This window comes from Pseudomonas sp. LBUM1649, from assembly GCF_059716155.1.
The window spans coordinates 3922586-3947553 of record NZ_CP166807.1; the positions used below are offsets into that span (position 1 = coordinate 3922586).

12 protein-coding genes, 1 pseudogene and 2 riboswitches are annotated in these 24968 nt (G+C 60.7%); of the genes and pseudogenes, 6 read left to right on the forward strand and 7 right to left on the reverse strand.

Going from position 1 to position 24968, the window contains the following annotated elements:
* On the reverse strand, positions 1 to 1083 hold the full coding sequence (gene cobW, locus ACA058_RS18190) for a cobalamin biosynthesis protein CobW (RefSeq protein ID WP_497635259.1): 1083 nt from the start codon (positions 1081 to 1083) through the stop codon (positions 1 to 3).
* Between the two features lie 99 nt (positions 1084 to 1182).
* A riboswitch (cobalamin riboswitch) is annotated at positions 1183 to 1394 on the reverse strand.
* Positions 1395 to 1649: 255 nt separating this feature from the next.
* Positions 1650 to 1874: riboswitch (cobalamin riboswitch) on the forward strand.
* 122 nt (positions 1875 to 1996) lie between these two features.
* On the opposite strand from cobW, the gene ACA058_RS18195 reads away from it, so the two are divergent.
* The 4 genes from ACA058_RS18195 (at position 1997) to cobM (ending at position 4147) form a co-directional block, all read left to right on the forward strand.
* Positions 1997 to 2191 carry a CbtB domain-containing protein gene (locus ACA058_RS18195; protein WP_497635261.1) on the forward strand — a complete coding sequence of 65 codons (195 nt, stop codon included), beginning with the start codon at positions 1997 to 1999 and terminating at the stop codon, positions 2189 to 2191.
* Between the two features lie 11 nt (positions 2192 to 2202).
* On the forward strand, positions 2203 to 2907 hold the full coding sequence (locus ACA058_RS18200; RefSeq protein ID WP_497635262.1) for a CbtA family protein: 705 nt from the start codon (positions 2203 to 2205) through the stop codon (positions 2905 to 2907).
* Entirely contained in the window at positions 2904 to 3317 is a 414-nt protein-coding gene (locus ACA058_RS18205; RefSeq protein ID WP_497635263.1) for a cobalamin biosynthesis protein, read from the forward strand. Before ACA058_RS18200 ends, ACA058_RS18205 begins: the two co-directional genes overlap by 4 nt.
* Positions 3318 to 3400: 83 nt before the next feature.
* A complete protein-coding gene (gene cobM, locus ACA058_RS18210; protein ID WP_497635264.1) occupies positions 3401 to 4147 on the forward strand; it encodes a precorrin-4 C(11)-methyltransferase in 747 nt (248 codons plus the stop codon).
* 215 nt (positions 4148 to 4362) lie between these two features.
* Here cobM and nfuA read toward each other — a convergent pair whose 3' ends face one another.
* Positions 4363 to 4947, reverse strand: coding sequence for a Fe-S biogenesis protein NfuA (gene nfuA / locus ACA058_RS18215; protein WP_007912592.1), 585 nt, complete (start codon positions 4945 to 4947; stop codon positions 4363 to 4365).
* Between the two features lie 192 nt (positions 4948 to 5139).
* Positions 5140 to 7449: a fatty acid cis/trans isomerase gene (locus tag ACA058_RS18220; RefSeq protein WP_497635265.1), complete on the reverse strand. Its 2310-nt coding sequence runs from the start codon at positions 7447 to 7449 to the stop codon at positions 5140 to 5142.
* Positions 7450 to 7605: 156 nt separating this feature from the next.
* Here ACA058_RS18220 and metH point away from each other — a divergent pair, with 156 nt between their 5' ends.
* The gene (gene metH / locus ACA058_RS18225) at positions 7606 to 11316 is read left to right on the forward strand and encodes a methionine synthase (RefSeq protein ID WP_497635266.1); all 3711 of its coding nucleotides are present in this window, start codon (positions 7606 to 7608) and stop codon (positions 11314 to 11316) included.
* Between the two features lie 55 nt (positions 11317 to 11371).
* Here the strand turns inward: metH and ACA058_RS18230 are convergent, their stop codons facing one another.
* From ACA058_RS18230 to ACA058_RS18240, 3 genes are all read right to left on the reverse strand, one after another.
* Positions 11372 to 13573: an NEL-type E3 ubiquitin ligase domain-containing protein gene (locus ACA058_RS18230; protein ID WP_497635268.1), complete on the reverse strand. Its 2202-nt coding sequence runs from the start codon at positions 13571 to 13573 to the stop codon at positions 11372 to 11374.
* A 23-nt stretch (positions 13574 to 13596) separates the two neighbouring features.
* Positions 13597 to 16962, reverse strand: coding sequence for a dermonecrotic toxin domain-containing protein (locus ACA058_RS18235; protein ID WP_497635269.1), 3366 nt, complete (start codon positions 16960 to 16962; stop codon positions 13597 to 13599).
* Positions 16963 to 17162: 200 nt separating this feature from the next.
* Complete coding sequence (locus ACA058_RS18240; protein ID WP_497635270.1) at positions 17163 to 24137, reverse strand: NEL-type E3 ubiquitin ligase domain-containing protein; 6975 nt, start codon at positions 24135 to 24137, stop codon at positions 17163 to 17165.
* A gap of 171 nt (positions 24138 to 24308) precedes the next feature.
* Between ACA058_RS18240 and ACA058_RS18245 the strand changes: the two genes are divergently transcribed.
* Positions 24309 to 24530 (forward strand): DUF2970 domain-containing protein, encoded by a 222-nt coding sequence (locus ACA058_RS18245; RefSeq protein WP_497635272.1) that lies wholly within the window; start codon positions 24309 to 24311, stop codon positions 24528 to 24530.
* A gap of 6 nt (positions 24531 to 24536) precedes the next feature.
* Here the strand turns inward: ACA058_RS18245 and ACA058_RS18250 are convergent.
* Positions 24537 to 24703 (reverse strand): annotated as a pseudogene (locus ACA058_RS18250) (LacI family transcriptional regulator); the annotation flags it as partial.
* Between the last annotated feature and the right edge of the window lie 265 nt (positions 24704 to 24968).

A 24968-nucleotide genomic window follows, 5' to 3' on the forward strand; every position in this document is an offset into this window, starting at 1 on the left:
TTACACGCTGAGCGCGGCGCGCAATTGCGCTTCGAGCATTGCAGCGTCCAGTGCCTGGCCAATCAACACCAGACGGGTGGTGCGCGCTTCTTCGGCGCCCCACTGACGGTCGAAATGCTTGTCGAAACGGGTGCCCACGCCCTGGATCAGCAGGCGCATCGGTTTGTTCGGGACCGCGGCAAAGCCTTTGACGCGCAGGATGCCGTGCTGAACCACCAGTTGGGTCAGCGCGTCCATCAGCAGACTTTCGTCGGATGCCGGCAGTTCGATGGAGATCGAATCGAAGGCATCGTGATCGTGGTCATCATGCTCCCCCTCAACATCAGCGTCGCCGTCATGGTGATGATCGTGATGGCTGTGGCGGCTGTCGATGTGTTCTTCGGAACCGGCGCCAAGGCCGATCAGCACGTCCAGCGGCAGGCGGCCGCTGCAGGCTTCGATGACTTTCACCGCTGGCGGCAATTCCTCGGCGACTTCCAGGCGCACACGGGCCAGGTCTTCAGGGCTGATCAGGTCGGCCTTGTTGAGGATCACCAGGTCGGCGCTGGACAGCTGGTCGGCGAACAGCTCGTGCAGCGGCGATTCGTGGTCCAGGTTCGGGTCAAGTTTGCGCTGGGCGTCGACCTGGTCCGGGAACGCGGCGAAGGTGCCAGCCGCCACGGCCGGGCTATCGACCACGGTAATCACCGCATCAACGGTGCAGGCGCTGCGGATTTCCGGCCACTGGAAGGCCTGGACCAGAGGTTTAGGCAGGGCGAGGCCGGACGTTTCGATCAGGATATGGTCGAGGTCGCCGCGACGGGCCACCAGTTCGCGCATCACCGGGAAGAACTCTTCTTGTACGGTGCAGCACAGGCAGCCGTTGGCCAGTTCGTAGACACGGCCATTGGCTTCTTCTTCGGTGCAACCGATGGAGCACTGCTTGAGGATTTCGCCGTCAATGCCCAGCTCGCCGAACTCGTTGACGATCACCGCGATGCGGCGGCCCTGGGCGTTGTCGAGCATGTGCCGCAGCAGGGTGGTTTTGCCCGAGCCGAGGAAGCCGGTGACGATGGTGACGGGGAGTTTGGCCAGTGTTTTCATCGGATGCCCTTTGGCAAGGTGGCGGGCATACGGGACGAGAACCGGCTACGCACAAACGCGCCGGAAGCGTTCGCCACCGGATCACCCCGCCCGGTTGTTGTGAGAATCTGTATCGAGGCAGGTCTCCTGGCTGACGGCTGGCCAGTCGTTGGACTGGCGGTTGCTGCGCCTTCCCGCTCGCACCATGGCTGGCGCATGCAGTGGCATGGCAGAAACTGAACCGTTCACAGTTGCGGGGGCAGCCGCGGCATTGACCGCGTTCCCTTCTTAGCTTCGACAAACGCCGAAGAACCTCGAAAGCGCAAGGCTACGCATGGTATTGGGGCGGGTCAATGTCCGATCAGAGAACCTGTGGGCAGGAGCGCTACCTGTGGCGAGGGGATTTAGCGAAACGTCGCACCGCCCCGTTCGGCGGCGAAGCCGTCGCAAAACCTGCTTGTGGGGTATGACAGAAAAATGCAGGGGGCCGCTTCGCAGCCCAACGGGGATAAATCCCCTCGCCACAGGTCCCCTCGCCACAAAGATGAGAACCCTTCCAATTGACGCCCGCCCCTCGCCCATGCTCTCCTACGCATCTTGTTACGGGTGCCCTTCACAGGGTGAAACGGGAAACCGGTGAATCATGTGCTTTACTTCAAGCCATGTCAGTCCGGTGCTGCCCCCGCAACGGTAAACGAGCGAAGCGTCAGATCCACTGTGCCAATGCGGCATGGGAAGGTGACGCTGGAAGGTTTAGGCTAACGCCTGCGCCCCTCGTGAGCCCGGAGACCGGCCCGCAACACAAAGTGACCAACACGATCACTCAAATCAACAAACCCGCGGTGGGCGGGCGCTGTTCGGACTTCTGCGCGCTCGGTCGTGCGGGGCTCTGCTTGCGCTCATATTCCCCGCTGACAGAACAGAGGGAAGCGCCATGTCGATTATCAGCAGCACCGGCCACAGCAGTACCGCCAGCAGCACCACTACCCTGTCCCAACGCCTGATCGCCGCCGTTTGTGCGTCGATCCTCGGCGCTAGCCTTGTGTATTTCGCCGGCTTCTCGCACATCGAAGCCGTTCACAACGCTGCTCACGATACGCGCCACAGTTCCGCGTTCCCGTGCCATTGAGACCTGCCGACATGATCAAGCGTATTGCGCAAACCGCAGGTTTCACCGGGCTGCTGGCCGCCCTGCTGCTGACCTTGCTGCAAAGTTTCTGGGTCGCCCCGCTGATTTTGCAGGCCGAGACCTACGAAAAATCCGAGCCGGCCGCCGTTGAAGTCCACGAACACGCCGCGGGCGTCGCTGCCCACACCCACGACGCCCAAGCCTGGGAGCCGGAAGACGGCTGGCAGCGCGTGCTGTCGACCACTGGCGGTAACCTGGTGGTGGCGGTCGGTTTCGCCCTGATGCTCGCCGGTCTCTATACCCTGTGCGCGCCGACCAAAACCTCCCAGGGCCTGCTCTGGGGCCTGGCCGGTTATGCGACTTTCGTGCTGGCGCCGACCATTGGCCTGCCGCCTGAACTGCCAGGCACGGCGGCTGCCGATCTGGCGCAACGGCAGATTTGGTGGATCGGCACCGCCGCCTCCACCGCAGTCGGCATCGCCCTGATCGTGTTCAGCCGTCACTGGCTGATGAAGATCCTCGGCGTGGCGATCCTTGCCGTTCCGCATGTGATTGGCGCACCGCAACCGCAAGTGCACTCGATGCTCGCCCCGCAAGCCCTGGAGGCGCAGTTCAAAATCGCTTCGCAGCTGACCAACGTCGCGTTCTGGCTGGCCCTGGGCCTGATCAGCGCCTGGTTGTTCCGCCGCAAAAGCGATGGCCAGTACCACGCATGACTGACCTCAGCACAGCGCCGACCCTGGTGGTCGGCCTGGGCTGCCAGCGCGGCTGCCCCGTCAGCACGTTGCGGGCACTGCTCGACCAGGCACTGCAGGCGCACCAGATCGAACTGCATCAGATCAAGGCCCTGGCCAGCATCGATTTGAAGCGCGACGAACCGGCCCTGATCGAACTGGCCGAACAGCTTGGGTTACAGATGCTGTACTTCAGCAGCGAACAATTGGCCGCCTATCAACCGCACCTCAGCCACCATTCGCAGATCGCGTTCGAGCGTACCGGCTGTTACGGCGTGGCGGAAAGTGCCGCTCTGGCATTAGCCGAACAGCTGACCCAGTCACCGGCGAAATTGCTGATCCCGCGACAAAAATATGCCCAGGCCACTCTCGCATTGGCTGGCGCCGCGTAAAATCCTCGATAATCCGCGCATTCGATCATGAGCAATCTTCATCTGAAGCCTTGCCCAGCCCCCATTTTCAACAGGAACCTTTGATGACCGTCTACTTCATTGGCGCAGGTCCCGGCGACCCCGAACTGATCACCGTCAAAGGCCAGCGGCTGATTCGCGGCTGCCCGGTGATCATCTATGCCGGATCGCTGGTGCCCGCCGCCGTGCTGGAAGGACACCGCGCCGAACAGGTGGTCAACAGCGCCGAACTGCACCTGGAACAGATCATCGAACTGATCAAGACGGCCCATGCCAAGGGTCAGGACGTGGCTCGCGTGCATTCCGGAGACCCGAGCCTGTATGGCGCCATAGGCGAGCAGATTCGCCATCTGCGTGAGCTCGATATTCCTTTTGAAATCATTCCCGGCGTCACCGCGACGGCCGCCTGCGCGGCTCTGTTGGGCGCGGAACTGACCTTGCCGGACGTATCGCAGAGCGTGATCCTGACTCGCTACGCCGACAAGACCGCGATGCCCGCGGGCGAAGAACTGGGCAGCCTGGCGCAGCACGGGGCGACCATGGCGATCCATTTGGGGGTCAAGCATCTGCAGAAAATCCTCGCCCAATTGCTGCCGCATTACGGCGCGGACTGCCCGATTGCAGTGATTCACCGGGCGACCTGGCCGGATCAGGACTGGGTGGTGGGGACATTGGCGGACGTTGCGGCAAAGGTTGAAGCCAAGGGGTTTCGGCGGACGGCGTTGATTCTGGTGGGTCGGGTGTTGGGCAGTGAGCAGTTCAGCGAGTCGTCGCTGTATCGTGCGGGGCATGCGCATCTGTATAGGCCCTGAACCAAGCACACCCTGTGGCGAGGGGATTTATCCCCGTTGGGTCGCGAAGCGGCCCCCTCCATTCTTCAGGCGTACCCCGCAAGCTCGTATAGCGACGGCTTCGCCGTCGAACGGGGCGGTGCGACGTTTCGCTAAATCCCCTCGCCACAGGTTGTCCATCGCCCATAAAAAAACGGCGCTCACGGGGCGCCGTTTTTTGTGCCGCAGCGAACACCTTAGTAGTAGGCGTTTTCTTTCTGCGTGTGATCAGTCACGTCACGCACACCCTTGAGCTCGGGAATACGCTCGAGCAAGGTGCGCTCGATGCCTTCCTTCAGGGTCACGTCGGCCTGGCCGCAGCCCTGGCAACCGCCACCGAACTGCAGGACGGCGATGCCGTCTTCGACCACGTCGATCAGGCTGACCTGGCCGCCGTGGCTGGCCAGCCCCGGGTTGATCTCGGTTTGCAGATAGTAATTGATACGCTCGTTCACCGGACTATCGGCATTGACCATCGGCACTTTGGCGTTAGGCGCCTTGATGGTTAGCTGGCCGCCCATGCGGTCGGTGGCGTAGTCGACAACGGCATCGTCCAGGAAAGCTTCGCTGAAATGGTCGATGTACGCGGTGAAGCTTTTCAGCCCCAGCGCGGTGTCTTCGGGTTTTTCTTCGCCCGGCTTGCAGTAGGCAATGCAGGTTTCGGCGTACTGGGTGCCAGGCTGGGTGATAAAGACGCGGATGCCGATGCCCGGGGTGTTCTGCTTGGAAAGCAGATCAGCCAGGTAATCGTGGGCGGCGTCGGTGATGGTGATAGCGGTCATGGAAACTCCTCGCAGGCTTGGGCGCAGTTTACGCCAATCATCGCGCCGGACAAAGTCCTAGTATTTTTGTCGGGAAAGTTAGCGCTGATCCCCCTGTAGGAGCAAAGCTTGCTCGCGATGATGTCGGCGCATTCAGCGTCATTGTTTGCAGGCATACCGCCATCGCGAGCAAGCTTTGCTCCCACAGGTTGATTACAGGTTCTCGTAGCGATTCATATCCAGCACACCCTCCTCCACCGGTTCGGTTTCGTGGATATAGCGACTCAGATCATGGAAATACTGCCAGAACTGCGGATGACTGCGACGAATCCCCCAACGCTCTACGATTTTCTCGAAGCGGTCAGCATCCTTGGCGTTTTCCATCGCATTGACAAACTCAGGCACTTGATCGGCCGGGATGTTGAAGATGAAGTTCGGGTAACTGCTCAGAACCCCAGGGAAGATGGTGAGCGTATCGAGCCCCGTCTGATACCGCAGCGACTCGCCCAGCAGGAACGCCACGTTGCTGTGCGCACGGTTGCGCAGCAGGCTATAGACCACACGCTGGCCGCTCGCGGTTTCGACACGCAGCATGGTCGCTTCCGGCAGTTGATCGATGACCCTGAGGCCAGCCGCCGGACGTGAGGCCAAGCGACTCAACGCCTGCTCGGCTGACTGCAGGACCGGATCGATGTTAGGCCGCGAGCAATAAGCACCGTTGCAGCGATTGATCGGGTCAGGCTTGGCGTTCAGCTCGCCGTAGCGGGCCAGCAGTTGCATGGCGAAGTCGCGCTTGGGGTCCTTTTCATCGAGTTTGAGCGCGGTCGGCGTGTCGTCGTCAATGGCTTCATAGTCCAGCCACATCTTGAATTTCCCGCTGTTCTGATACCAATCGTCAAGGAAGCTCTCCCGGGAATCCGCTGGCATCAGGCGCAGGAAATTCTGCTCGGCGCCATTGCGGATCAGGTCGAAATACAAGCGCGTCTGGGCCTGGTGGGAAACATTGCCGAACACGTCGAAATTCACCGCCAACTGATAATAAGTGCGTTCCAGCAGCGGGAAGTCGAACAGCCACATCGTCTCTGGTACGTCGCCGATCAGGCCCTTGGTCACCGCGGCGCTGTCGAAATGGCGGAAAATGCTCAGCAGCGCGTTATCGTTGCCAGCCCACAGGCTCGACCAGCTCGGTGCCGGCAGGTCGGCGTAGCTGTCCCGGCGCAGTGCTTCGTATTCGTTACGTTTGTCGCGGTAGTCGTGCCACAGGCTCAGGACACTGCCAACGTCGTCGTTTTGCCCCGGCATCGCCAGCAACGGCGTGGCCTGGCCGCGGTAGTTCGGGTCGATGATATAGAGGTCGTGCTCCGGCGCCTGGAACAGCGCCCAGAAGTTGTCGCGGATCACATCGGTTGCGATCTGCCCCCGGCAAACCGGGCCGCGAATGAAGGTGCGCACGAAATACTCGGCGTTATCGAGCATGAATTGATAACGCGCCTGGGCCGGGATCGCTTCGAAGGTGGAAAACGGATTGGCCCGACGTTCCGGGCCGTAGCCCGGCAAGGCGTTGACCTGCCAGTTGCCGTTGTAAAAGAGGCTTTTGACCCGGGCCATCTTCGCCGCGCTCAGCGCATAGGTGATGTGAGTCTTGTGCACGATCACCCCCTGGACCGGCCACAAGCGGTAATAAACCTGTGTGCCGGGGTCGTCATTCGGCCGACGGGTGTTGATCAGGTCAATGGGCTGGCCGGTCGGCGTGCGCGAACGCACCCACTGGAAGAAATGCCCCGGCTCGCCGTCCTTGAAATAGATGTGCGCGAGAAACCAGTGCTCGAACAACCAGCGTCCTACCAGACTCTGCCGGGCGCCCGGTGCGTTGAGCAGGTTTTCCCACTGAACCACTTGCAACGCTTCCTTCGCGCTGGGCACCAGGACCTGTTCATCGATCGGCGCACCGGAAGCCAGCCAGCGTTGCAGCGTCTGGTATTGCTGATCGGTCAGGCCGGTGACCGCCAAGGGCATGCCTTCCCTGGGATGCGCGCTGGCATAACCGTCGAACTCGGCCGGCAGGGCGCACATGTTGTCGCGATTGAGGCCCAGGACGATGTCCTCGGGCAATTTGGCATTGGGTTGCAACCTGTTGGTGTGACCGAGTTCAAGCATGCGCGCCATCAATGCAGCTTGGCTGCCCTGGGTGTCGAGCACCGAATAAAAGCCTTTTTGTTGCCAGGCCCGTTTGCCGAACGCGTCATAAAACAGACGGCTCGGCGCGACAGCCTGGCTGCGATCACCGTCATACACCGGGACTTTCGTCGCGCCACGTGCCGCGCCCTCCCCGCTGCCCAGGTTGAGCTGACAGGCGGCGTCGTTGCAGGCGTGGCAGGCCACGCACTTTTCGGTGAAGATCGGTTGAATGTCGCGACTGTAGGAAAGAGCTGAGGAAATACCTGCGGAAATGACCGGATCTTGCGCAACCGCACCCAAGCTTAGAAGCAGCAATACACTGCTGATGACGACGCGATACGACATGTCCCTGGTCCCGATCCTTTAGAAAGCGCCGCGATTCTACCGGTCTGGCTGACCCACCAACATGAGCGATATTCATGGAAAACCCGGACATGCTCTAAAAGCGCACAGGTTTGCTATCATCCCGGCCCTTCGTCATGGTCTTTCCGAGTAGTCCCAATGTCCGATCGCAGCGTTCGCCTCCAAGCCCTCAAGCACGCCCTCAAAGAGCGCATCCTGATTCTCGATGGCGGCATGGGCACGATGATCCAGAGCTACAAGCTCGAAGAGCAGGATTACCGTGGCAAACGCTTCGCCGACTGGCCAAGCGATGTCAAAGGCAACAACGACCTGTTGGTGCTGACGCGCCCGGACGTGATTGGTGGCATCGAGAAAGCCTACCTGGATGCCGGTGCCGATATCCTGGAAACCAACACCTTCAACGCCACCCAGATTTCCCTGGCCGACTATGGCATGCAGGGCCTGGCATACGAGTTGAACGTAGAAGGCGCGCGCCTGGCCCGCAAGGTGGCCGACGCCAAGACCCTGGAAACCCCGGACCGACCACGCTTCGTCGCCGGCGTGCTCGGTCCTACAAGTCGTACCTGCTCGCTGTCGCCGGATGTGAACAACCCCGGTTACCGCAACGTGACCTTCGATGAGCTGGTGGAGAACTACACCGAATCCACCAAGGGCCTGATCGAAGGCGGCGCCGACCTGATCCTGATCGAAACCATCTTCGACACCCTCAACGCCAAGGCCGCGATCTTCGCCGTACAAGGGGTGTTCGAAGAGCTTGGCATCGAGTTGCCGATCATGATTTCCGGCACCATTACCGATGCCTCGGGCCGCACCCTGTCCGGCCAGACCACCGAAGCGTTCTGGAACTCCGTGGCCCATGCCAAGCCGATTTCGGTCGGCCTGAACTGCGCACTGGGCGCCAGCGAATTGCGCCCGTACCTGGAAGAGCTGTCGAACAAGGCCAATACCCACGTTTCCGCGCACCCGAACGCCGGCCTGCCCAACGAGTTCGGCGAGTACGACGAACTGCCGTCGCAAACCGCCAAGGTCATCGAAGAGTTCGCCCAAAGTGGCTTCCTCAACATCGTCGGCGGCTGCTGCGGTACCACGCCGGGCCACATCGAAGCCATCGCCAAGGCCGTGGCCGGCTATGCGCCGCGCCAGATTCCGGAAATCCCCAAGGCCTGCCGTCTCTCGGGCCTGGAGCCATTCACCATCGATCGCAACTCGCTGTTCGTCAACGTCGGCGAGCGCACCAACATCACCGGCTCGGCCAAATTTGCCCGCCTGATCCGTGAAGACAACTACACCGAAGCCCTGGAAGTCGCCCTGCAGCAGGTCGAGGCCGGCGCCCAGGTGATCGACATCAACATGGATGAAGGGATGCTCGATTCGAAGAAGGCCATGGTGACCTTCCTCAATCTGATTGCCGGCGAACCGGACATCTCCCGTGTACCGATCATGATCGACTCCTCGAAGTGGGAAGTGATCGAAGCCGGCCTCAAGTGCATCCAGGGCAAGGGCATCGTCAACTCGATCAGCATGAAAGAAGGCGTCGAGCAGTTCATTCACCACGCCAAGCTTTGCAAACGCTATGGCGCCGCCGTCGTGGTCATGGCCTTCGACGAAGCTGGTCAGGCCGACACCGAAGCGCGCAAGAAAGAGATCTGCAAACGCTCCTACGACATTCTGGTCAATGAAGTCGGCTTCCCGCCGGAAGACATCATCTTCGACCCGAACATCTTCGCCGTGGCCACCGGTATCGAAGAACACAACAACTACGCTGTGGACTTCATCAACGCCTGTGCCTACATCCGCGACGAACTGCCCTATGCGCTGACGTCGGGCGGCGTGTCCAACGTATCGTTCTCGTTCCGCGGCAACAACCCGGTGCGCGAGGCGATCCACTCGGTGTTCCTGCTGTACGCGATCCGCGCCGGCCTGACCATGGGCATCGTCAACGCCGGGCAATTGGAGATCTACGACCAGATCCCGGTGGAACTGCGCGACGCCGTCGAGGACGTGATCCTCAACCGCACCCCGGAGGGCACCGACGCCCTCCTCGCCATCGCCGACAAGTACAAGGGCGACGGCAGCGTCAAGGAAGCCGAGACCGAAGAGTGGCGCAACTGGGACGTCAACAAGCGTCTTGAACACGCGCTGGTCAAAGGCATTACCACGCACATCGTCGAAGACACCGAAGAGTCGCGCCAGTCCTTCGCCCGCCCGATCGAAGTGATCGAAGGGCCGCTGATGTCCGGCATGAACATCGTCGGCGACCTGTTCGGCGCAGGCAAGATGTTCCTGCCGCAAGTGGTGAAATCCGCCCGGGTGATGAAGCAGGCCGTGGCCCACTTGATTCCGTTCATCGAACTGGAAAAAGGCGACAAGCCACAGGCCAAGGGCAAGATCCTCATGGCGACCGTAAAAGGCGACGTGCACGACATCGGCAAGAACATCGTCGGCGTGGTGCTGGGTTGCAACGGATACGACATCGTCGATCTCGGCGTGATGGTGCCGGCGGAGAAGATCCTGCAGGTGGCCAAGGAACAGAAGTGCGACATCATCGGCCTGTCCGGCCTGATCACGCCGTCGCTGGATGAGATGGTCCATGTGGCGCGCGAGATGCAGCGCCAGGATTTCCACCTGCCGTTGATGATCGGTGGTGCTACCACCTCCAAGGCGCACACGGCGGTGAAGATCGAGCCCAGGTACAGCAACGACGCGGTGGTGTATGTCACTGACGCCTCCCGCGCTGTCGGCGTGGCGACCCAGTTGCTGTCCAGGGAACTGAAGGCCGGCTTCGTCGAGAGAACCCGCGAGGAGTACATCGAAGTCCGCGAGCGCACCGCCAACCGCAGCGCCCGCACCGAACGCCTGAGCTACCCGGCTGCGATCGCCAAGAAGCCACAGTTCGACTGGAGTGCCTACACGCCTGTCAAGCCGACCTTTACCGGCGCCAAAGTGCTGGACAACATCGACCTGAAAGTACTGGCCGAATACATCGACTGGACGCCGTTCTTCATTTCCTGGGATCTGGCCGGCAAGTTCCCGCGCATCCTCCAGGACGAAGTGGTCGGTGAAGCCGCGACCGCGCTGTACGCCGACGCCCAGGAAATGCTCGCCAAACTGATCGACGACAAACTGATCAGCGCCCGTGCGGTGTTCGGCTTCTGGCCGGCCAACCAGGTGCGCGACGACGACATTGAAGTCTACGGCGATGACGGCAAGCCCTTGGCCAAGCTGCATCACCTGCGCCAGCAAATCATCAAGACCGACGGCAAGCCGAACTTCTCCCTCGCCGATTTTGTTGCACCGAAGGACAGCGAAATCACCGACTACGTGGGCGGTTTCATCACCACCGCAGGCATCGGCGCCGAAGAAGTGGCCAAGGCTTATCAGGACGCCGGCGACGATTACAACTCGATCATGGTCAAGGCCCTCGCCGACCGTCTGGCCGAAGCGTGTGCCGAATGGCTGCACCAGCAAGTGCGCAAAGACTACTGGGGTTACGCCAAGGACGAGACGCTCGACAACGAGGCGTTGATCAAAGAGCAATACAGCGGCATCCGCCCTGCGCCGGGCTACCCGGCATGCCCGGATCACACCGAGAAGTCGACGCTGTTCGCCTTGCTCGACCCTGAGGCCAGCGAAATGCGCGCCGGGCGCAGCGGCGTGTTCCTCACCGAGCACTACGCGATGTTCCCGGCGGCAGCGGTCAGCGGCTGGTACTTCGCCCATCCGCAGGCGCAGTACTTTTTCGTGGGCAAGATCGACAAGGATCAGGTACAGAGCTATACGTCACGCAAGGGTCAGGAGTTGAGCGTCACCGAACGCTGGCTGGCGCCGAACCTCGGTTACGACAACTGATATGGTGAGTTCTGGAGTCGAACGCTGTCGACTCCAGAGTGTTGCCCATCGAGGATCAGGTCATCGTGGCCTGCTCGGCCAGTTCACGGGACGTGAGTTCGCTCAGCAGGTTCTTGCGGTCAACCCCGTTGTCCGATTCCAGCGCCTTGAGTTCCTGAAAGTACGCCTCGTTGAACTCGGCGTACTTGTCTTCAAGGGCCGTGCATTTATCCTGGAATTGCTGTTGCACCCGGGTGAATTCATCCGGGTACTTTTCTTCCAGATAGTCTCTCCAGTATTTGCGCGAAACCAATTGGTCGTTGAACACCGTTGTCTGCTCCTGGGCAATGATCCGGGTGTAGGCTTGATCGAGATCCGCCGCCGCCACTCCCGACAAGTTGGCGTAAAGCATGCCTTTGGGTTGATCGGGAAGATCCAAGCGTTGTGCCAGACCGATGCGGTAGGCCAGGCGAATTTCCGCCGGATCGGTAGTCGGATGAGCACTGATTCTTTCGCTGGCGACCTCTTCCACCTGCGACAGGCGAAACAACCGCCTGGACAGCTTGAGCAGCTCGCGACCTTTATGTTCAGGGGCAATGGACTTCAAGGCTTCGAACTCGAACACCTCGACTTCCAGCTCGTTGAACAACAGGATTCGACCATCGCCACAGGTCGCCTGGTGGCGCAGTGCCCGCGCCAGGCCCATCAGCCGTTCGCTCAGCGCCTCGTCGGCATAGGCCGACTCAATCACGCGCCACACTCGCTGGGTCAGGCCGAGGCGATCCGCGTGAAAATCCTGGGTATGGCGAAGCTGCGACAGAATGTATGAAAAGTCGTGGGTAGTGTCCCGCTCTTTAATTGCGTTCCACATTGCGTGCTTTTCCGAATCCGCCGCAATACCTCTGAACCAGCGTTCTTTCTGGACATCGTCCGATTCTCGATCAGGATGCGCGACACCCTCACCAGGCTCCGACTGCTCGGAGTCAAATCCCGCCAGAAAGTGGTCGATATCCAGGTGAGTGAAGCCCAACCCCTGCCCGGTTTGCCGCAAGTAGTCCTGCAAGCGCACGAACTCATCCGGCTCCAGCAGGTTATCGAACAGGTTGGTGCCGATCATGAGATTGGCGTGTTCCGGCTGAAATGCTGCCTGGGGAATGGTCGATATCTGGTTGCTCGTCAGGTCCAGAGTGGTCAATGCGGGTGACTGCAGTACTCCCGCCGGCCAATCGCGCAGGTCGTTGCCACGCAGATCCAGGACTTGCAGTCGGTCGAGGCCGGTGAGGTCAAAATCACTCAAGTGGTTTTCGCCCAGGTCCAGCCATTGCAGGCGCGGCAAGGCGCGCAACTGGCGCTGTAAAGGTTCGCTGGCGCGAATATCGACAAAACTGGCGTTCAGGCGGGTCAATTCCTGACATTGGGTCACCGCCTCGGGCAAGCTGCCCAGGCCGTTCAGATTGAGTGTCATGTAGCGTAAGCGCGGAAAAGACCGCAGAAATCCTTCGGAATTCGCCGATAGCCCGACGCCACTGAGGTCCAGTTCCACCACATGATTGAAGATGAAGGGCATTGTGGGCAGATCGCCGAGGATCAGCCCGTTAAAATCGAGAGTTCCCTCGACTCCGGGAACATCTCTCAGCGTGAGCTGCCAGCTTTCCAGCAATTGGTCAGCTGCCCGGCGCCGGTCCACAGCGTTTACCCATGCGCGACGCAGGCGTGACGCCGGGGCATCGATCCACTCATTCAAACGACTGATCAGTTGGGTCTGTTGCTGCTCCCATTGCACCAGTCGCGCTTCAATCTCCGTCGCCCCCAGGCCGCGGGCCAACCATGCATTGACTCGTTCGACGGCTTGCGCCTCGCCCAGTTGCGGATCTAGACGCTGCAGCCGGGCGGCGGAAGTCGGCGGCAAATTACCGTCAACGGGCGCGAGGTTCTGCGGCAACAGAAGATTGGGCTGCTCCGACACCTCGACCGGGAAAAACTCGGGATCCCCACCTGTTCGACCGGCCGCCAGGTGCGCCCGGGTGATGCCCATCGGTGTTTGGGACGGCGTGCGTTCAGCGAAGGCGCGCACTGCCGCCAGGCCATGCGGGCTGAGTCGGCAACCTTGCAGCAAGGTCGCACTCAGCAGTCGATCATGACCGGTCAATGCCTCTACCGGGATGTCGGTGATGGCGCTGTGATTGAGGGCCAGGCGGCGCAATCGGGGTAACGAAAGCGCACCGTCGGGCCAGCGTGTTACGCGTGTATGCCCCAGGTACAGGCTCTCCAGGTTCATCAGCGAACTGACGTCCAGTGTGCCTATCCGGTTAACCCTTCGAATTCGCGCTGGCGATTGTTCAGCAGGTTGAATACCTGCTGATGGCTGTCCCCGGCGCTCAGGCGGCTGCTGATGAACTGGCTGGCTTGTTCATCGGAAATGTTCGGGTAGAGTACTCGTACCCTGGTAATCAATCCGGCATCGGGCAAGTCGGAGAAACCGGCCCCGCGACCGCTGGCCAGATAACCGAGCTGGCCTGAAGTCAGGCGCAGGGACGGCCCCGGGCCATCGACGGGATGTTGATTAAGTACGCGCGCCATCTCCTCGCGGTGGGTGCTGGCATAGGCGGCCAGTTCCTGACGCAGCGCCTGAGTATGATGACCTAGCAAGTTATCCCGGGCTGCTTGCGGCGATATTTCCACCAGCGACTCGAACAGATTGCGCCCGTGGCCGGGGATGCTATTGAGCGCCACGCCCTGAGCATCGAACGCCCGGTAAGTGTCCAGGCTTTTAACCATGTAGTAGCTCGGCCTCGCGGTGGCGCTGCCGATGCTGTCCAGCAGCGGGCCCAGAATGGAGCCTGCGCGCACTTCCACGCGCATCTGCGCGGTCCAGCCGGGCAAGTGCCGCAGGCTGTGCAGCGCCAAACGGTCGCTGGCCGCCGAGGCCATGCTGTCCAGGTGCAACCCGCAGAGCGCGCGGTTAAGGGCGGCTTGCTGAATATGCAGACGAATCGCCTTGGCCTGGCGCAAGGACATTTTGCCACTACTGCGCAACCGGGACAAATCGCTGGCACGGGAGCCATTGAGCACTTCCTGGGCGGACTCGGCCGACAGCGTCGGGAAACTGCGCTGCAAGCGCTGAATGTCGGGATTCGTTGTCGGTTCTGGGGAGTGCAGACGTTCGAACAATGACTGTCTGCGAGTCTTTGCCCGATGGGCAAGACGGTCCCTGAACATCTGCACCGGGTCCGCGCCAGGTCTTGCACTGTGCGCACCCAGCAACTGAATCTGTTGTTGTTCGTCGAGCGCCGCCAAAACGATATTCGGCAGCTTCCCGGCGCGAACTTCGGCCCGGGTGATCTTGATCGTCGGCCGGGCACTGTGCTGCGCCGCCTGCGCGCCGTAGCGCTGGGAGGCGCCCCAATGCTCAGTGCCCTCGAAGACTTCCAATACTTCCTCAACAGGCCAGTTGGGCAGCTCCAGAGTCAGGGGTACGGCGAACTCGGCGGCACTGTTCAGGCGAGTGCCGCGACGCAGCCCCATGATGAACTCATCCGCCCGCTGATCGGCGCTGAACGCAGCGATAGTCTGCGCCAAGCGCGGCGGCGGTGCCTGATGATCAATGTGCATCTGGCGCAGGGCATCATCACTGACCCCGCTGACCTCCGAGATTTGCTGTAACTGCGCATTGGAGAAGCCGTCCATCTGCGAGCCGATGCGACGCAACAGCGTCAGGCGATCCCACTCCAGCGGCCGCTCGTCGAGGTGGCGCCAGGCGCCCAGTTGGTTGTGCTGCAGGATCGGCTGAAAGGCTTCAGGGTCGGTGGGGTGCTTGATGCGCCACTGTTTGAGCGCCGGATCGTAGGTCTTCTCAAAGGCATTGCCCTCGAGCTTGATGTAGGTCTTGCCCCCCACCTCATATTGCCCCAGGGCGTTAGGTGTCACGCCATCGAGTGCAATACTGCTTTTGTATGCCACCAGGTCAGGGTTCCACAGGCGTGGCTCGCCGAACGGTGTGCTGATTTTGCGCATGCCATCGACGAACCGCGACGCCATGATCGGTGGTGCCTTACTGGCCACCGCGCCCAGCACCGCCATGAAAGCCACGTTCTGCATGACTGACGTGAGGTGCCCCCAGGCCTCTTCGGCATCGCCCTCCTTCCAGGCCTCCACGCCCTGATACACCTCACGGCCCAATTGCACCGCGGTCACCAGCAGCATCACTTCGCCAAGCCCGGGAACGAAGAACGCGCCGACGTTGAGGATGTTCAAGCCCCATTCGGCCAGATGTTCGAGGCGTTCGATCCAGGCCTGGTGGTCAACGGCCGCCGTAGGCACCGCCAACAGCCTGGCGTTGGACTTGATCCTCGCCAGGTGCGCTGCATACCGCGCACCGAACACTTCAGCGTCGATGAAGGTTTCGCTCAGGACCAGGTTGACCTCGTCGTTCCACACCTCTTCATACATGCCGCCCTGGTAGACTTTGGGGTTATAGGGTGGTCCCGGCCAGACCGGGTTCGGATTCCACCGCCAGGTTTTGAGCTGGGCTTTGAGCCTGCGAAAAAACCGCGGTGACTCGTCCTGGGGCAGCATTGCGGCGATAAAGCGCTGAAAACTTCGCGAGCGCAATCGGACGGCAAAGTCTTTGGCAAATGCGGCCAGCGATGTGAATTCCTTGACCGGGTGCTTCGGGTCGCCCGGGATGTAGACGATGATCCGCGCCTGCGCGTTGATTGCCGCCCTCCAGACCTTTACCGGCACGAACAGATCGGCGATATCCTCAAGGGTCGAGGCGGGCTTGCGGGACATCGGACCGATGTTCAATACATCGCTCAACTGCGAACCCAGCGCCGTCAGCTGGCTATACGCCACTGCCCGTCCATCGATTTTGGGCTCCGGGCTGCCGTCGAGTACCGACAGCAGGGTCGCATACGCCGATTCACTGACGTGCGACTTCATTCGCGCAACGTGTACATGCAGGCGCATCAGGTCCTTGTTGGCCGTGATCGTCCGCTCGCGCACGGTAGCGCTGGTGCCCGGCGCATCGAACACGGTACTCAGGTGAGCCTGGTACTGCTGGCCCAGGTCCAGTTGCCGGCACAGTGTGGCGAACTCCGAAGGCTTGATCGACAGCTTGTCGCGGATCTTGTAGCGCGTACTCCAGAACGGGTAGCGCTCGCGCCGATCGTAAAGCTCGTTCTGCAGTGCTCCGGCGGGAGCCAGCGCACTGGTCTCCTGCAGGGCGACTTCATCAAAGGGCTCATCGACCTCGAAATTGCGCAATGCGGCCTGCAGCAGTGTCTGCTCATCGGCCCGGTTGGGCGCCCGCAGGTGATAAAGCATGGTTTTGGTCGGATCGGGGGATTGGCCAAAGGTCTTGTTCATGGCCTCAGCCAGCAACGGCTTGGCAAATTCAGTGATGCCCTTGAAGTCCTTGAGGGTTTTGGCCAACGCCTGGGTGGAGCGGTTGCTGCGCACCTGACTGTCATACAGCGCCAGGCGCAGCTCGGGCGACGCCGCGGCGTATAGCTGCGGATGGTTCCTGGCGAACGCTTCGGCCGGATCCCTGGCCCGGGTGAGGTTGGTGATATGTGCGGGTGCGAGGTGTTGAGTCCAGTCGGGCAGGCGTTTCTTGATGAACGGAACATGAAATCCATGATCCATGGGTGGAGAAAGCTCGGGCATGACGTGCATCCTGATCACTGTGGTTGAAGGGTCAGGTAATCACGGCCATTCGCGGGCATGGCGGTACATAGTTATGGAGGACAGTAGCGAGGAATTGAGCATCACCGAACGCTGGCTGGCGCCTAACCTCGGTTACGACAACTGATCCAGTGAGCTCTGGAGTCGACCTGAGTCGACTCCAGAGTCTTGTCAGCTGAAGATCAGCTCAGTGTGGCCTGCTGGGCCAACTCACGGGAAGTGAGTTCGCTCAGCAGGTTCTGACGATCGACCCTGTTGGCCGCTTCGAGGGTTTGCACTTCCTGGAAGTACGCCTGATTGAACTCCGAATACTTGTCCTCGAACGCAGTAACTTTGGCCTGGAAGTCTTCCTGCACCCGGGTGAACTCGGCCGGGTATTTTTCCTCGAGGAAATCCCTCCAGTACTTGCGCGCCATCAGTTGCTCGTTAAACGCGGGTGTCTGCTCCTCGGCAATGATCCTGGTGTACGCCTGGTCAAGATCTGCAGCGGTCACCTGCGCCAGGTTGGCATAGAGCATGCCTTGCGGTTGGCTGGGCAGGTCAAGGCGTTGCGCCAGTCCGATGCGATAGGCCAGGCGAATTTCCGCCGGGTCGATATTTGGGTGGACCTCGATCCTGGTCCGTGCGACCTCCTCGACTTGAGCCAGGCGAAACAGGCGCCTGGACAGTTTGAGCAGCTCGCGACCTTTGTGTTCCGGAGCAATCGATTTCAGGGCTTCGTATTCAAAGACCTCGACTTCCAGCTCGTTGAACAACAGGATTCGGCCATCACCACAGGTCACCCGATGCCGCAGCGCCTTCGCCAGCCCCATCAGGCGTTGACTCAGCGCCTCATCGCCATAAGCGGATTCGAGAACACGCCAGACCCGTTGCGTCAGGCCCAGGCGATCCAAGTGGAAGTCCTGGGTGTGCCGCAGTTGCGAAAGGATGTAGGCAAAGTCCTCGGTGGTGTCCTGCTCCATCACGGCCGTCCACATCGCGTGCTTTTCCGAATCAGCCGCCACGCCGTTGAACCAGCGGTTTTTCTGCGCCTCGGGTGACTCTCGATCGGGATGCGCATCGCCCTCGCCTGCGTTCGATGATTCTGTCGAATCGAAACCGGCCAGCAGGTCGTCGATTTCCCCGGAGGTGAACCCCAACCCTCGTCCGGTTTCGCCAAGGTAATCCTGCAAGCGGATGAATTCGTCTGGCTCCAGTGTGTTATCGAGCAGGCTGGTACCGGCCATCAAGTTTGCATGTTCCGGCCGCAATGCCGCTGCAGGTATGGTCGTGATCTGGTTGCCCGCCAGGTCCAGCGTTGTCAGTGCTGGTGCTTCCAGCACCCCCGTCGGCCACTCCCGTAGATTGTTGCTATGCATATCCAGGGTATGCAGTTGGTCGAGGCCGGTCATATCGAACTCCCACAACGGGTTCTCACCCAGGTTCAGCCACTGCAAGCGCGGCAGTGAGCGTAGCTGGCGCTGCAACGGCGCACTGGCGCGGATATCGCAATAAACGACGCTTAACCGGGTGAGATCTTCACAGCGCGTGACCGCTTCCGGCAAGCTGCCCAGACCGTTGTGGTCGAGTGTAAGACTGCGCAGACGGGGAAATGAGCGCAGGAACGCATCCGAATGGGTCGAGAGCCCAACCCTTGTCAGGTCCAGCTCGACGACATGATTGAAAGTGAACGGCATGGCCGGCAGTTCGCCGATGATCAGGCCGGTAAAATCAATAACGGTACCTGGCGGTGCGCCCTCGCCCTCAGGGGCATTCCGTAACGTGCTGCGCCAGCTTTCCAGCAATTTATCAGCCGCACGGCGGCGGTCCAGCGCATTGATCCAGGTGCGCCCGTGACGCGAAGCCGGGACATCGATCCAGTCATTCAGGCTTTTGAGCAATTGAGTGTGTTGCTCTTCCCATTCGACGATGCGGTTTTCAATTTCAAGCGCGCCCAGTCCTCGGTCGAGCCATCCATCGATAAGCCCGACGGCCTCGTCCTCGGTCAGTTGAGGATCAAGGCGTTGCAGTCGGGCAGCCGATGTCCCGGGCACTTTATCCGGCGCTTCACCGGGCGTCAGCTCCAGCGGCAATAAAAGGTCCGGCCGTTCCGACGCTTCCACCGGAAAGAACTCGGGATCGCCACCGGTTCGACCGGCCGCCAGTTGCGTCCGGGTAATCCCCATCGGGGTTTCGGAGGGCGTGCGTTGCGCGTAGGCGCGCACTGCCGCCAAACCTTGCGGGCTCAGCCGGCAACCTTGCAGCGAGGTCACCCCCAGCAGTCGATCATGACCGGTCAACGCGGCCACCGGGATGTCAGTGATCGCACTGTGATTGAGGGCCAGGCGATGAAGTTGCGGCAGTGACATTACGCCTTCGGGCCATCTCGTCAGGCGGGTATGCCCCAGGTGCAGGCTCTGCAGGTTGGTCATCGCGCTGACGTCCAGGGCGCCGACACGGTTGTAGGCAAGGTTCAGCGTCTTCAACGACGTCAAGCGGTTCAACCGGGACTGGGCCAACGGCGTGATCGTCAGTTCGTTGAACGAGAGATCGAGCGCGGTCAATTCCGTAAGCGTACTGAACGCCTGGGGGATTTCGGTCAGTCGGTTGGAGCTGAGTTCCAGAGTTGTCAGCTTGGGGAAACCCAACAGAAAATCGCTGGCTTGCCTGGTCGATACGCCCATGCCGCGCAGGTTCAAGCGTCGGATATGGGCAAATATCGTATCGCCCAGCTCGGGTAGATCCCCTAATGCCCCAAGCCCGGTCAGGTCCAGCGCTTCGCTCCCATACAGGGGAGCTGCCCACGATGGTCCTGCCACGGGTTCGCGTGGTGCATACTCGGCGCGCAACCCGTTGCGCGCGCATTCGCGAACTCTCTCGGCAACCAGTTCACGATGGTGCAGTTGCACCTCTTCGGCACCCACCCTGACAGGCGTGTTCTGCCACGCGTCCAGCGCCAGATTCAACGCGCTTCGCTGTCGGTGCAATGCATCAACCTGATCCAGCAATGCTACGCCCATTACTCCTTCGCCATTTAACCGGGCTAACGCCTGGGAAGCGAAAGAGTAATCATCCGGCATCAGTGATGACAGGCGCGCACGACAGTAGTGGTCAACCATCTGCGGTTCCTGAACCAAATGGGCCGGGTGGTCGTGGACATAGTTGTAGGCCTTGCGGAAAGCTTGCGGCTCCATGGCACCCCAGTTCATTTTCAAGCCACGCCACAGCGCTTCATGTCCGCTGTACAGCCCGGCAGGCAGCTCCTGAATTGGAACGGCCTGCAAGTCCAGGGCTTCAAGCCTGGGCAGGTTCAATACGCCAGTGGGCCATCTGTCCGGTTGGCCTGCCAATCGCAGGGAGCGCAGGCTCGTCAGTTTGCTGAAGTCCATCGCGGCCCCATCGCCTTCAAGCGCCAGGGTTTCCAGCTGCGTCATGCCCTCAAGCGCCTGCAGGAACTCGGATGTATAAACCTGAGCAATGCCGTTGAGATTCAATTCGGTTATAGCGGTCAACTCACCGAGCTTCCCGGCCAGGGCAGCAATGTCCTGGCCGTGCACGGTGATTTCGAGTTTTTTCACCTGCGCGAATTTTTCCAGGACCGTCACTCCGGAAGCACCGGTAAGCTGGCTACTATTGACTCGGACCGTGCGTACATGGCTGAAATCGGCAGTCCATTCCGGCAATGCGTCAGCCCCGCGCAAGTCCAGCTCGAAGGCGGGCTCCTGCCCTCGATACAGGCCGTTGCGCCAGCACCGCAGTATCTTTTCTGCTTGCAACCTGCGCGCAGCCTGGCCTGCACCAGTGCCGATCCAGGCGTTCAACTGTTGGTCCAGCGCCGCGAATTCCCGCTGGCGGTTGTTCAGTAGATTGAACACCTGCTGATGGCTATCCCCGGCGCTCAGACGACTCCTGACAAATTGACTGGCTTGCGCATCGGAAATGTTCGGGTAGAGGTCTCGCACCCTGGTAACCAGCCCCGCATCGGGGAAGCCGACTCCGCGGCCGCTGGCCAGGTAACCCGGCTGGCCGGAGGGCAGGCGCAGGAATGGGCCGGGGCCGTCGATGGGACGTTGATTCAGCACCCGCGACATTTCCTCGCGATGAGCGCTGGCATAGCTGGCCAGTTCCTGTTGCAGGGCCTGGCCCGGGTTACCCTGCAAACTCTGCCGGGTAGCTTGTGGTGCCACCTCCACCAGCGATTCGAACAGATTGCGACCGTGGGCAGGGATGCTGTTGAGCGCCCCGCCCTGGGCGTCAAACGCGCGATAGCTACCTTGACTCTTGACCAGATAATGACGAATCGTCGCGTTCTCGCTTCCGACAACGTCCAGCAACGGTCCCCTGATAAAGCCGGCACGGATTTCCACGCGCATTTGCCCCGACCAGCCTGGCAAGTGCTGCAGGTTGTGCACTGCCAGCCGATCGCTGGCTACCGACGCCATGCTTTCCAGGCGCATTCCACATAGGGCGCGGTTCAAGGCGCCTTGCTGAATATGCAGACGAATCGCCTTGGCCTGGCGCAGCGACATTTTTCCACTGCTGCGCAACCGGGCCAACTCGCTCGGACTGGAGCCGTTCAGGACTTCCTGCGCAGCCTCGGACGACAACGTTGGAAAACTACGCTGCAGCCGCAGGACATCTGCATTCGATGACTGCTGCGGGGTATTCAGACGCTCGAACAGGGATTTTTTCCTGGTCAACACCTCATTGGCCAAGCGGTTCCTGAGCATCTGTACCGGGTTCGAACCTGCTTGCGCGCTACGTGCACCCAGCAACTGGATCCTTTGCTCTTCATTGAGCGCTGCGACCACGGTTTCCGGCAGTTTCCCGGCGCGTATCTCGGCTCGAGTGATCTTGATGGTCGGTATTGCACTGTGCTGCGCCGCGGCAGAACTGTAACGCTGGGAGGCGCCCCAGTGTTCCGAGCCCTCGAAAACCTCCAGGACTTCTTCAATGGGCCAGTCCGGCAGCTCCACAACCAGAGAAACGACAAGCTCGGATGCGCTATTGAGGCGGGTACCATTGCGCAGACCGACGATCAATTCGTCCACTTGCTGATCGGCCCTGAACGCCGCAATCGCCTCTGCCAGGCGCGGCGGCGGTGCCTGATAATCGATGTGCATCTGCCGCAGGGCATCGTCGCTGACCCCACTGACATCCGCCAGTTGCTGCAGCTGGGCATCAGAGAAGGCATCCATCTGTGGGCCGATACGGCGCAACAACGTCACGCGATCCCACTCCAGTGGCCGCTCATGGAGGTGGCGCCAGGCGCCGAGCTGATTGTGCTGCAAGACTGGCTGGTAGGCCCCGGGGTCGGTGGGGTGCTTGATCCGCCACTGGTCCAGCGCCGGATCGTAGGTCTTCTCGTAGGTTTTCCCCTCCAGCTTGATGTAAGTCTTGCCCCGCACCTCGTATTGCCCCAAGGCGTTTGGCGTCACACCATCAAGGGCGACTGCGCTCTCGTAGGCCGTGAGCTCTGGATTCCACAGACGCGGCTCACCAAATGGCGTGGAAATTGTGCGCATCCCGTCGACGAATCGCGATGCAGTGATCGGTGGCGCCTTGCTTGCCAGCGCGCCGAGGACAGCCATGAAGGCCACGTTTGCCATGACCGACTTGAGGTGACCCCAAGCCTCCTCGGCATCGCCCTCCTTCCAGGCTTCGACACCTTGATAGACCTCGTAACCCAATTGCACGACGGTCACCAGCAGCATCGCTTCGCCCAGGCCGGGAACGAAAAAGGCGGCGACGTTGAGTACATTCAGGCCCCACTCGGCCAAGTGTTCGAGGCGTTCGATCCAGGCCTGGTGGTCGACTGCGGCAGTTGGAATCGCCAGCAACCGGGCATTGGACTTGACCCTGACCAGATGCGCTTCGTAGCGCGCCCCGAACACTTCGACGTCGAAGAATGTTTCGCTCAGGGCCAGGTTGACGTCATCGTTCCAGACCTCTTCGTACATGCCATTGGCAAAGGCTGCGGGGTTGTAAGGCGGGCCTGGATAAACCGGGTTCGGGTTCCAGCGATGGGTTTTGAGCTGGGCCTTGAGCCGGCGGAAAAACCTCGGCGACTCGTCCTGCGGCAGCAAACCGGCGATGAAGCGCTGGAAGGTTCGCGAACGCAGGCGGATCGCCAGGTCTTTGGCAAACGCGGCGAGTGACGAGAATTCCTTCACTGGCTGCCGCGGGTCACCCGGCATGCAGACGATGATTCGCGCATTCGGCTCCAGCCCCATACTCCAGACGGATACCGGTAAAAACACCTCGGAGATGTCCTCCAGCGTCGAAGTGGGTTTGCGGGTCACCGGGCCGATGATCAGCACATCGCTCAACTGCGAGCCCAATGCTGTCAGTTGACTGCAGGCCACCGCTCGCCCGTCGATCTTGGGATCGGGGCTGCCATCGAGAACTGCCAGCAACGTGGCGTACGCCGATTCACTCAGATCCGATTTCATCCGCGCGATATGTGCCTGCAGTCGCATCATGTCTTTGTTCGCGGTGATCGTCTGCTCGCGCACTGTCGAGCTGGTGCCAGGCGCATCGAACACGGCGCTCAGATGATCCTGGTACTGCTGGCCCAGGTCCAGTTGCCGGCACAGGCTGGCGAACTCCCCGGGTTTGATCGACATTTTGTCGCGGATCTTGTAGCGCGTACTCCAGAACGGGTAACTGTCACGTTTATCGTAAAGTTCGTTCTCCATCGCCCCGGCCGGAGCCAGCGCACTGGTTTCCTGCAGGGAGACTTCATCAAACGGCTCGTCCGCCTCGAAGTTGCGTAAAGCGGCCTGCAGCAAGGTCTGCTCGTCGGCCAGGTTGGGCGCGCGCAGGTGATACAGCATGGTCTTGGTCACATCAGGCGACTGGCCGAAGGTCTTGTTCATGGCCTCTGCCAGCAATGGCTTGGCGAACTCGGTAATGCCCTTGAAGTCTTTCAGGCTCTTGGCCAACGCCCGGGTGGAGCGGTTGCTGCTGACCTGGCTGTTGTACAACGCCAGGCGCATCGCGGGCGAAGCCTCGGCGTACAGCTGCGGGTAGTTTTTGGCGAACACCTGGGCGGGATCCAGGGGCTTGGCCAGGCTGGCAATATGCGCGGGCGCGAGGTGTTGAATCCAGTCGGGCAGACGGTGCTTGATAAACGGAACATGAAATCCATGGTCGACGGGTTTGGAGAGCTCGGGCATTAGGTAAGTCCTGATGACTGTTAGATAGACCATCAGGAAATCACGGCCCTCAAGGCGCATGGCGGTACATAGTTATGGCGGGGACGAACCCATAGCAGCTGCCGAAGGCTGCGCTCACCTGCGCGGTTATTTGACTATGCTTACAGCTCACACCGGGATGACGAGGGGTTTATGGACGATCCAGTCGACAACAACAAACCGCCGACCTTCTGGCAGATGTTGCACAGCGTCATGGCGGCGGCATTCGGCGTGCAGAGCGGGAAAAATCGGGCGCGCGATTTCACCCACGGCAAACCGAGTCACTTTGTGATTCTGGGGATTCTGTTTACGGCGGTGTTCGCCCTGACGCTCTACGGCATCGTACAGTTGGTGCTGCTTCTGGCAGTTAGCTGACGCGGTTCAGCGCATCGGCATGTACAAGGTGAACGGGTAGCGGTAAGGCGCCGGGCGGCCCTTGGCCGACAGACGCCGGAAATCCACCCGGTAGTCCGACGAAATCTTCATGGCCAGCAAACGCCTGGCCTGGGCCTGTCGACCACTTGCAGCAGTGGAATCTGCCGGTCGCGAATCAGGCCCGGACGAGGCCGGTTACTGATGGCTGACCCAGAAAACGGCAGTTCCAACGACCAGGATGATCAGGAACAAAATGGCCCAGGCATCCACCGTGCTATCGGGCTTTGAAGCTTTGGTAGAGTTGCTCATTGCATCGCCTCTTGTCGGTTTTATCGGTGATTGCAGGAAGATACGCTCACAGTAAAGCCGATGATTGCCCACACCACAAACACGGGTTTGGCAACAACGATTCTCGTTAGTCGTTTTGGTTCTTTACAT

Coding starts and splice junctions, on each gene's coding strand:
- ACA058_RS18235 (WP_497635269.1), bottom strand. CDS start 16,962: ATGCCCGAGCTTTCTCCACCCATGGATCATGGATTTCATGTTCCGTTC.
- cobM (WP_497635264.1), top strand. CDS start 3,401: ATGACCGTCTACTTCATTGGCGCAGGTCCCGGCGACCCCGAACTGATC.
- ACA058_RS18245 (WP_497635272.1), top strand. CDS start 24,309: ATGGACGATCCAGTCGACAACAACAAACCGCCGACCTTCTGGCAGATG.
- ACA058_RS18240 (WP_497635270.1), bottom strand. CDS start 24,137: ATGCCCGAGCTCTCCAAACCCGTCGACCATGGATTTCATGTTCCGTTT.
- ACA058_RS18195 (WP_497635261.1), top strand. CDS start 1,997: ATGTCGATTATCAGCAGCACCGGCCACAGCAGTACCGCCAGCAGCACC.
- ACA058_RS18230 (WP_497635268.1), bottom strand. CDS start 13,573: ATGAACCTGGAGAGCCTGTACCTGGGGCATACACGCGTAACACGCTGG.
- ACA058_RS18200 (WP_497635262.1), top strand. CDS start 2,203: ATGATCAAGCGTATTGCGCAAACCGCAGGTTTCACCGGGCTGCTGGCC.
- nfuA (WP_007912592.1), bottom strand. CDS start 4,947: ATGACCGCTATCACCATCACCGACGCCGCCCACGATTACCTGGCTGAT.
- metH (WP_497635266.1), top strand. CDS start 7,606: ATGTCCGATCGCAGCGTTCGCCTCCAAGCCCTCAAGCACGCCCTCAAA.
- ACA058_RS18205 (WP_497635263.1), top strand. CDS start 2,904: ATGACTGACCTCAGCACAGCGCCGACCCTGGTGGTCGGCCTGGGCTGC.
- ACA058_RS18220 (WP_497635265.1), bottom strand. CDS start 7,449: ATGTCGTATCGCGTCGTCATCAGCAGTGTATTGCTGCTTCTAAGCTTG.
- cobW (WP_497635259.1), bottom strand. CDS start 1,083: ATGAAAACACTGGCCAAACTCCCCGTCACCATCGTCACCGGCTTCCTC.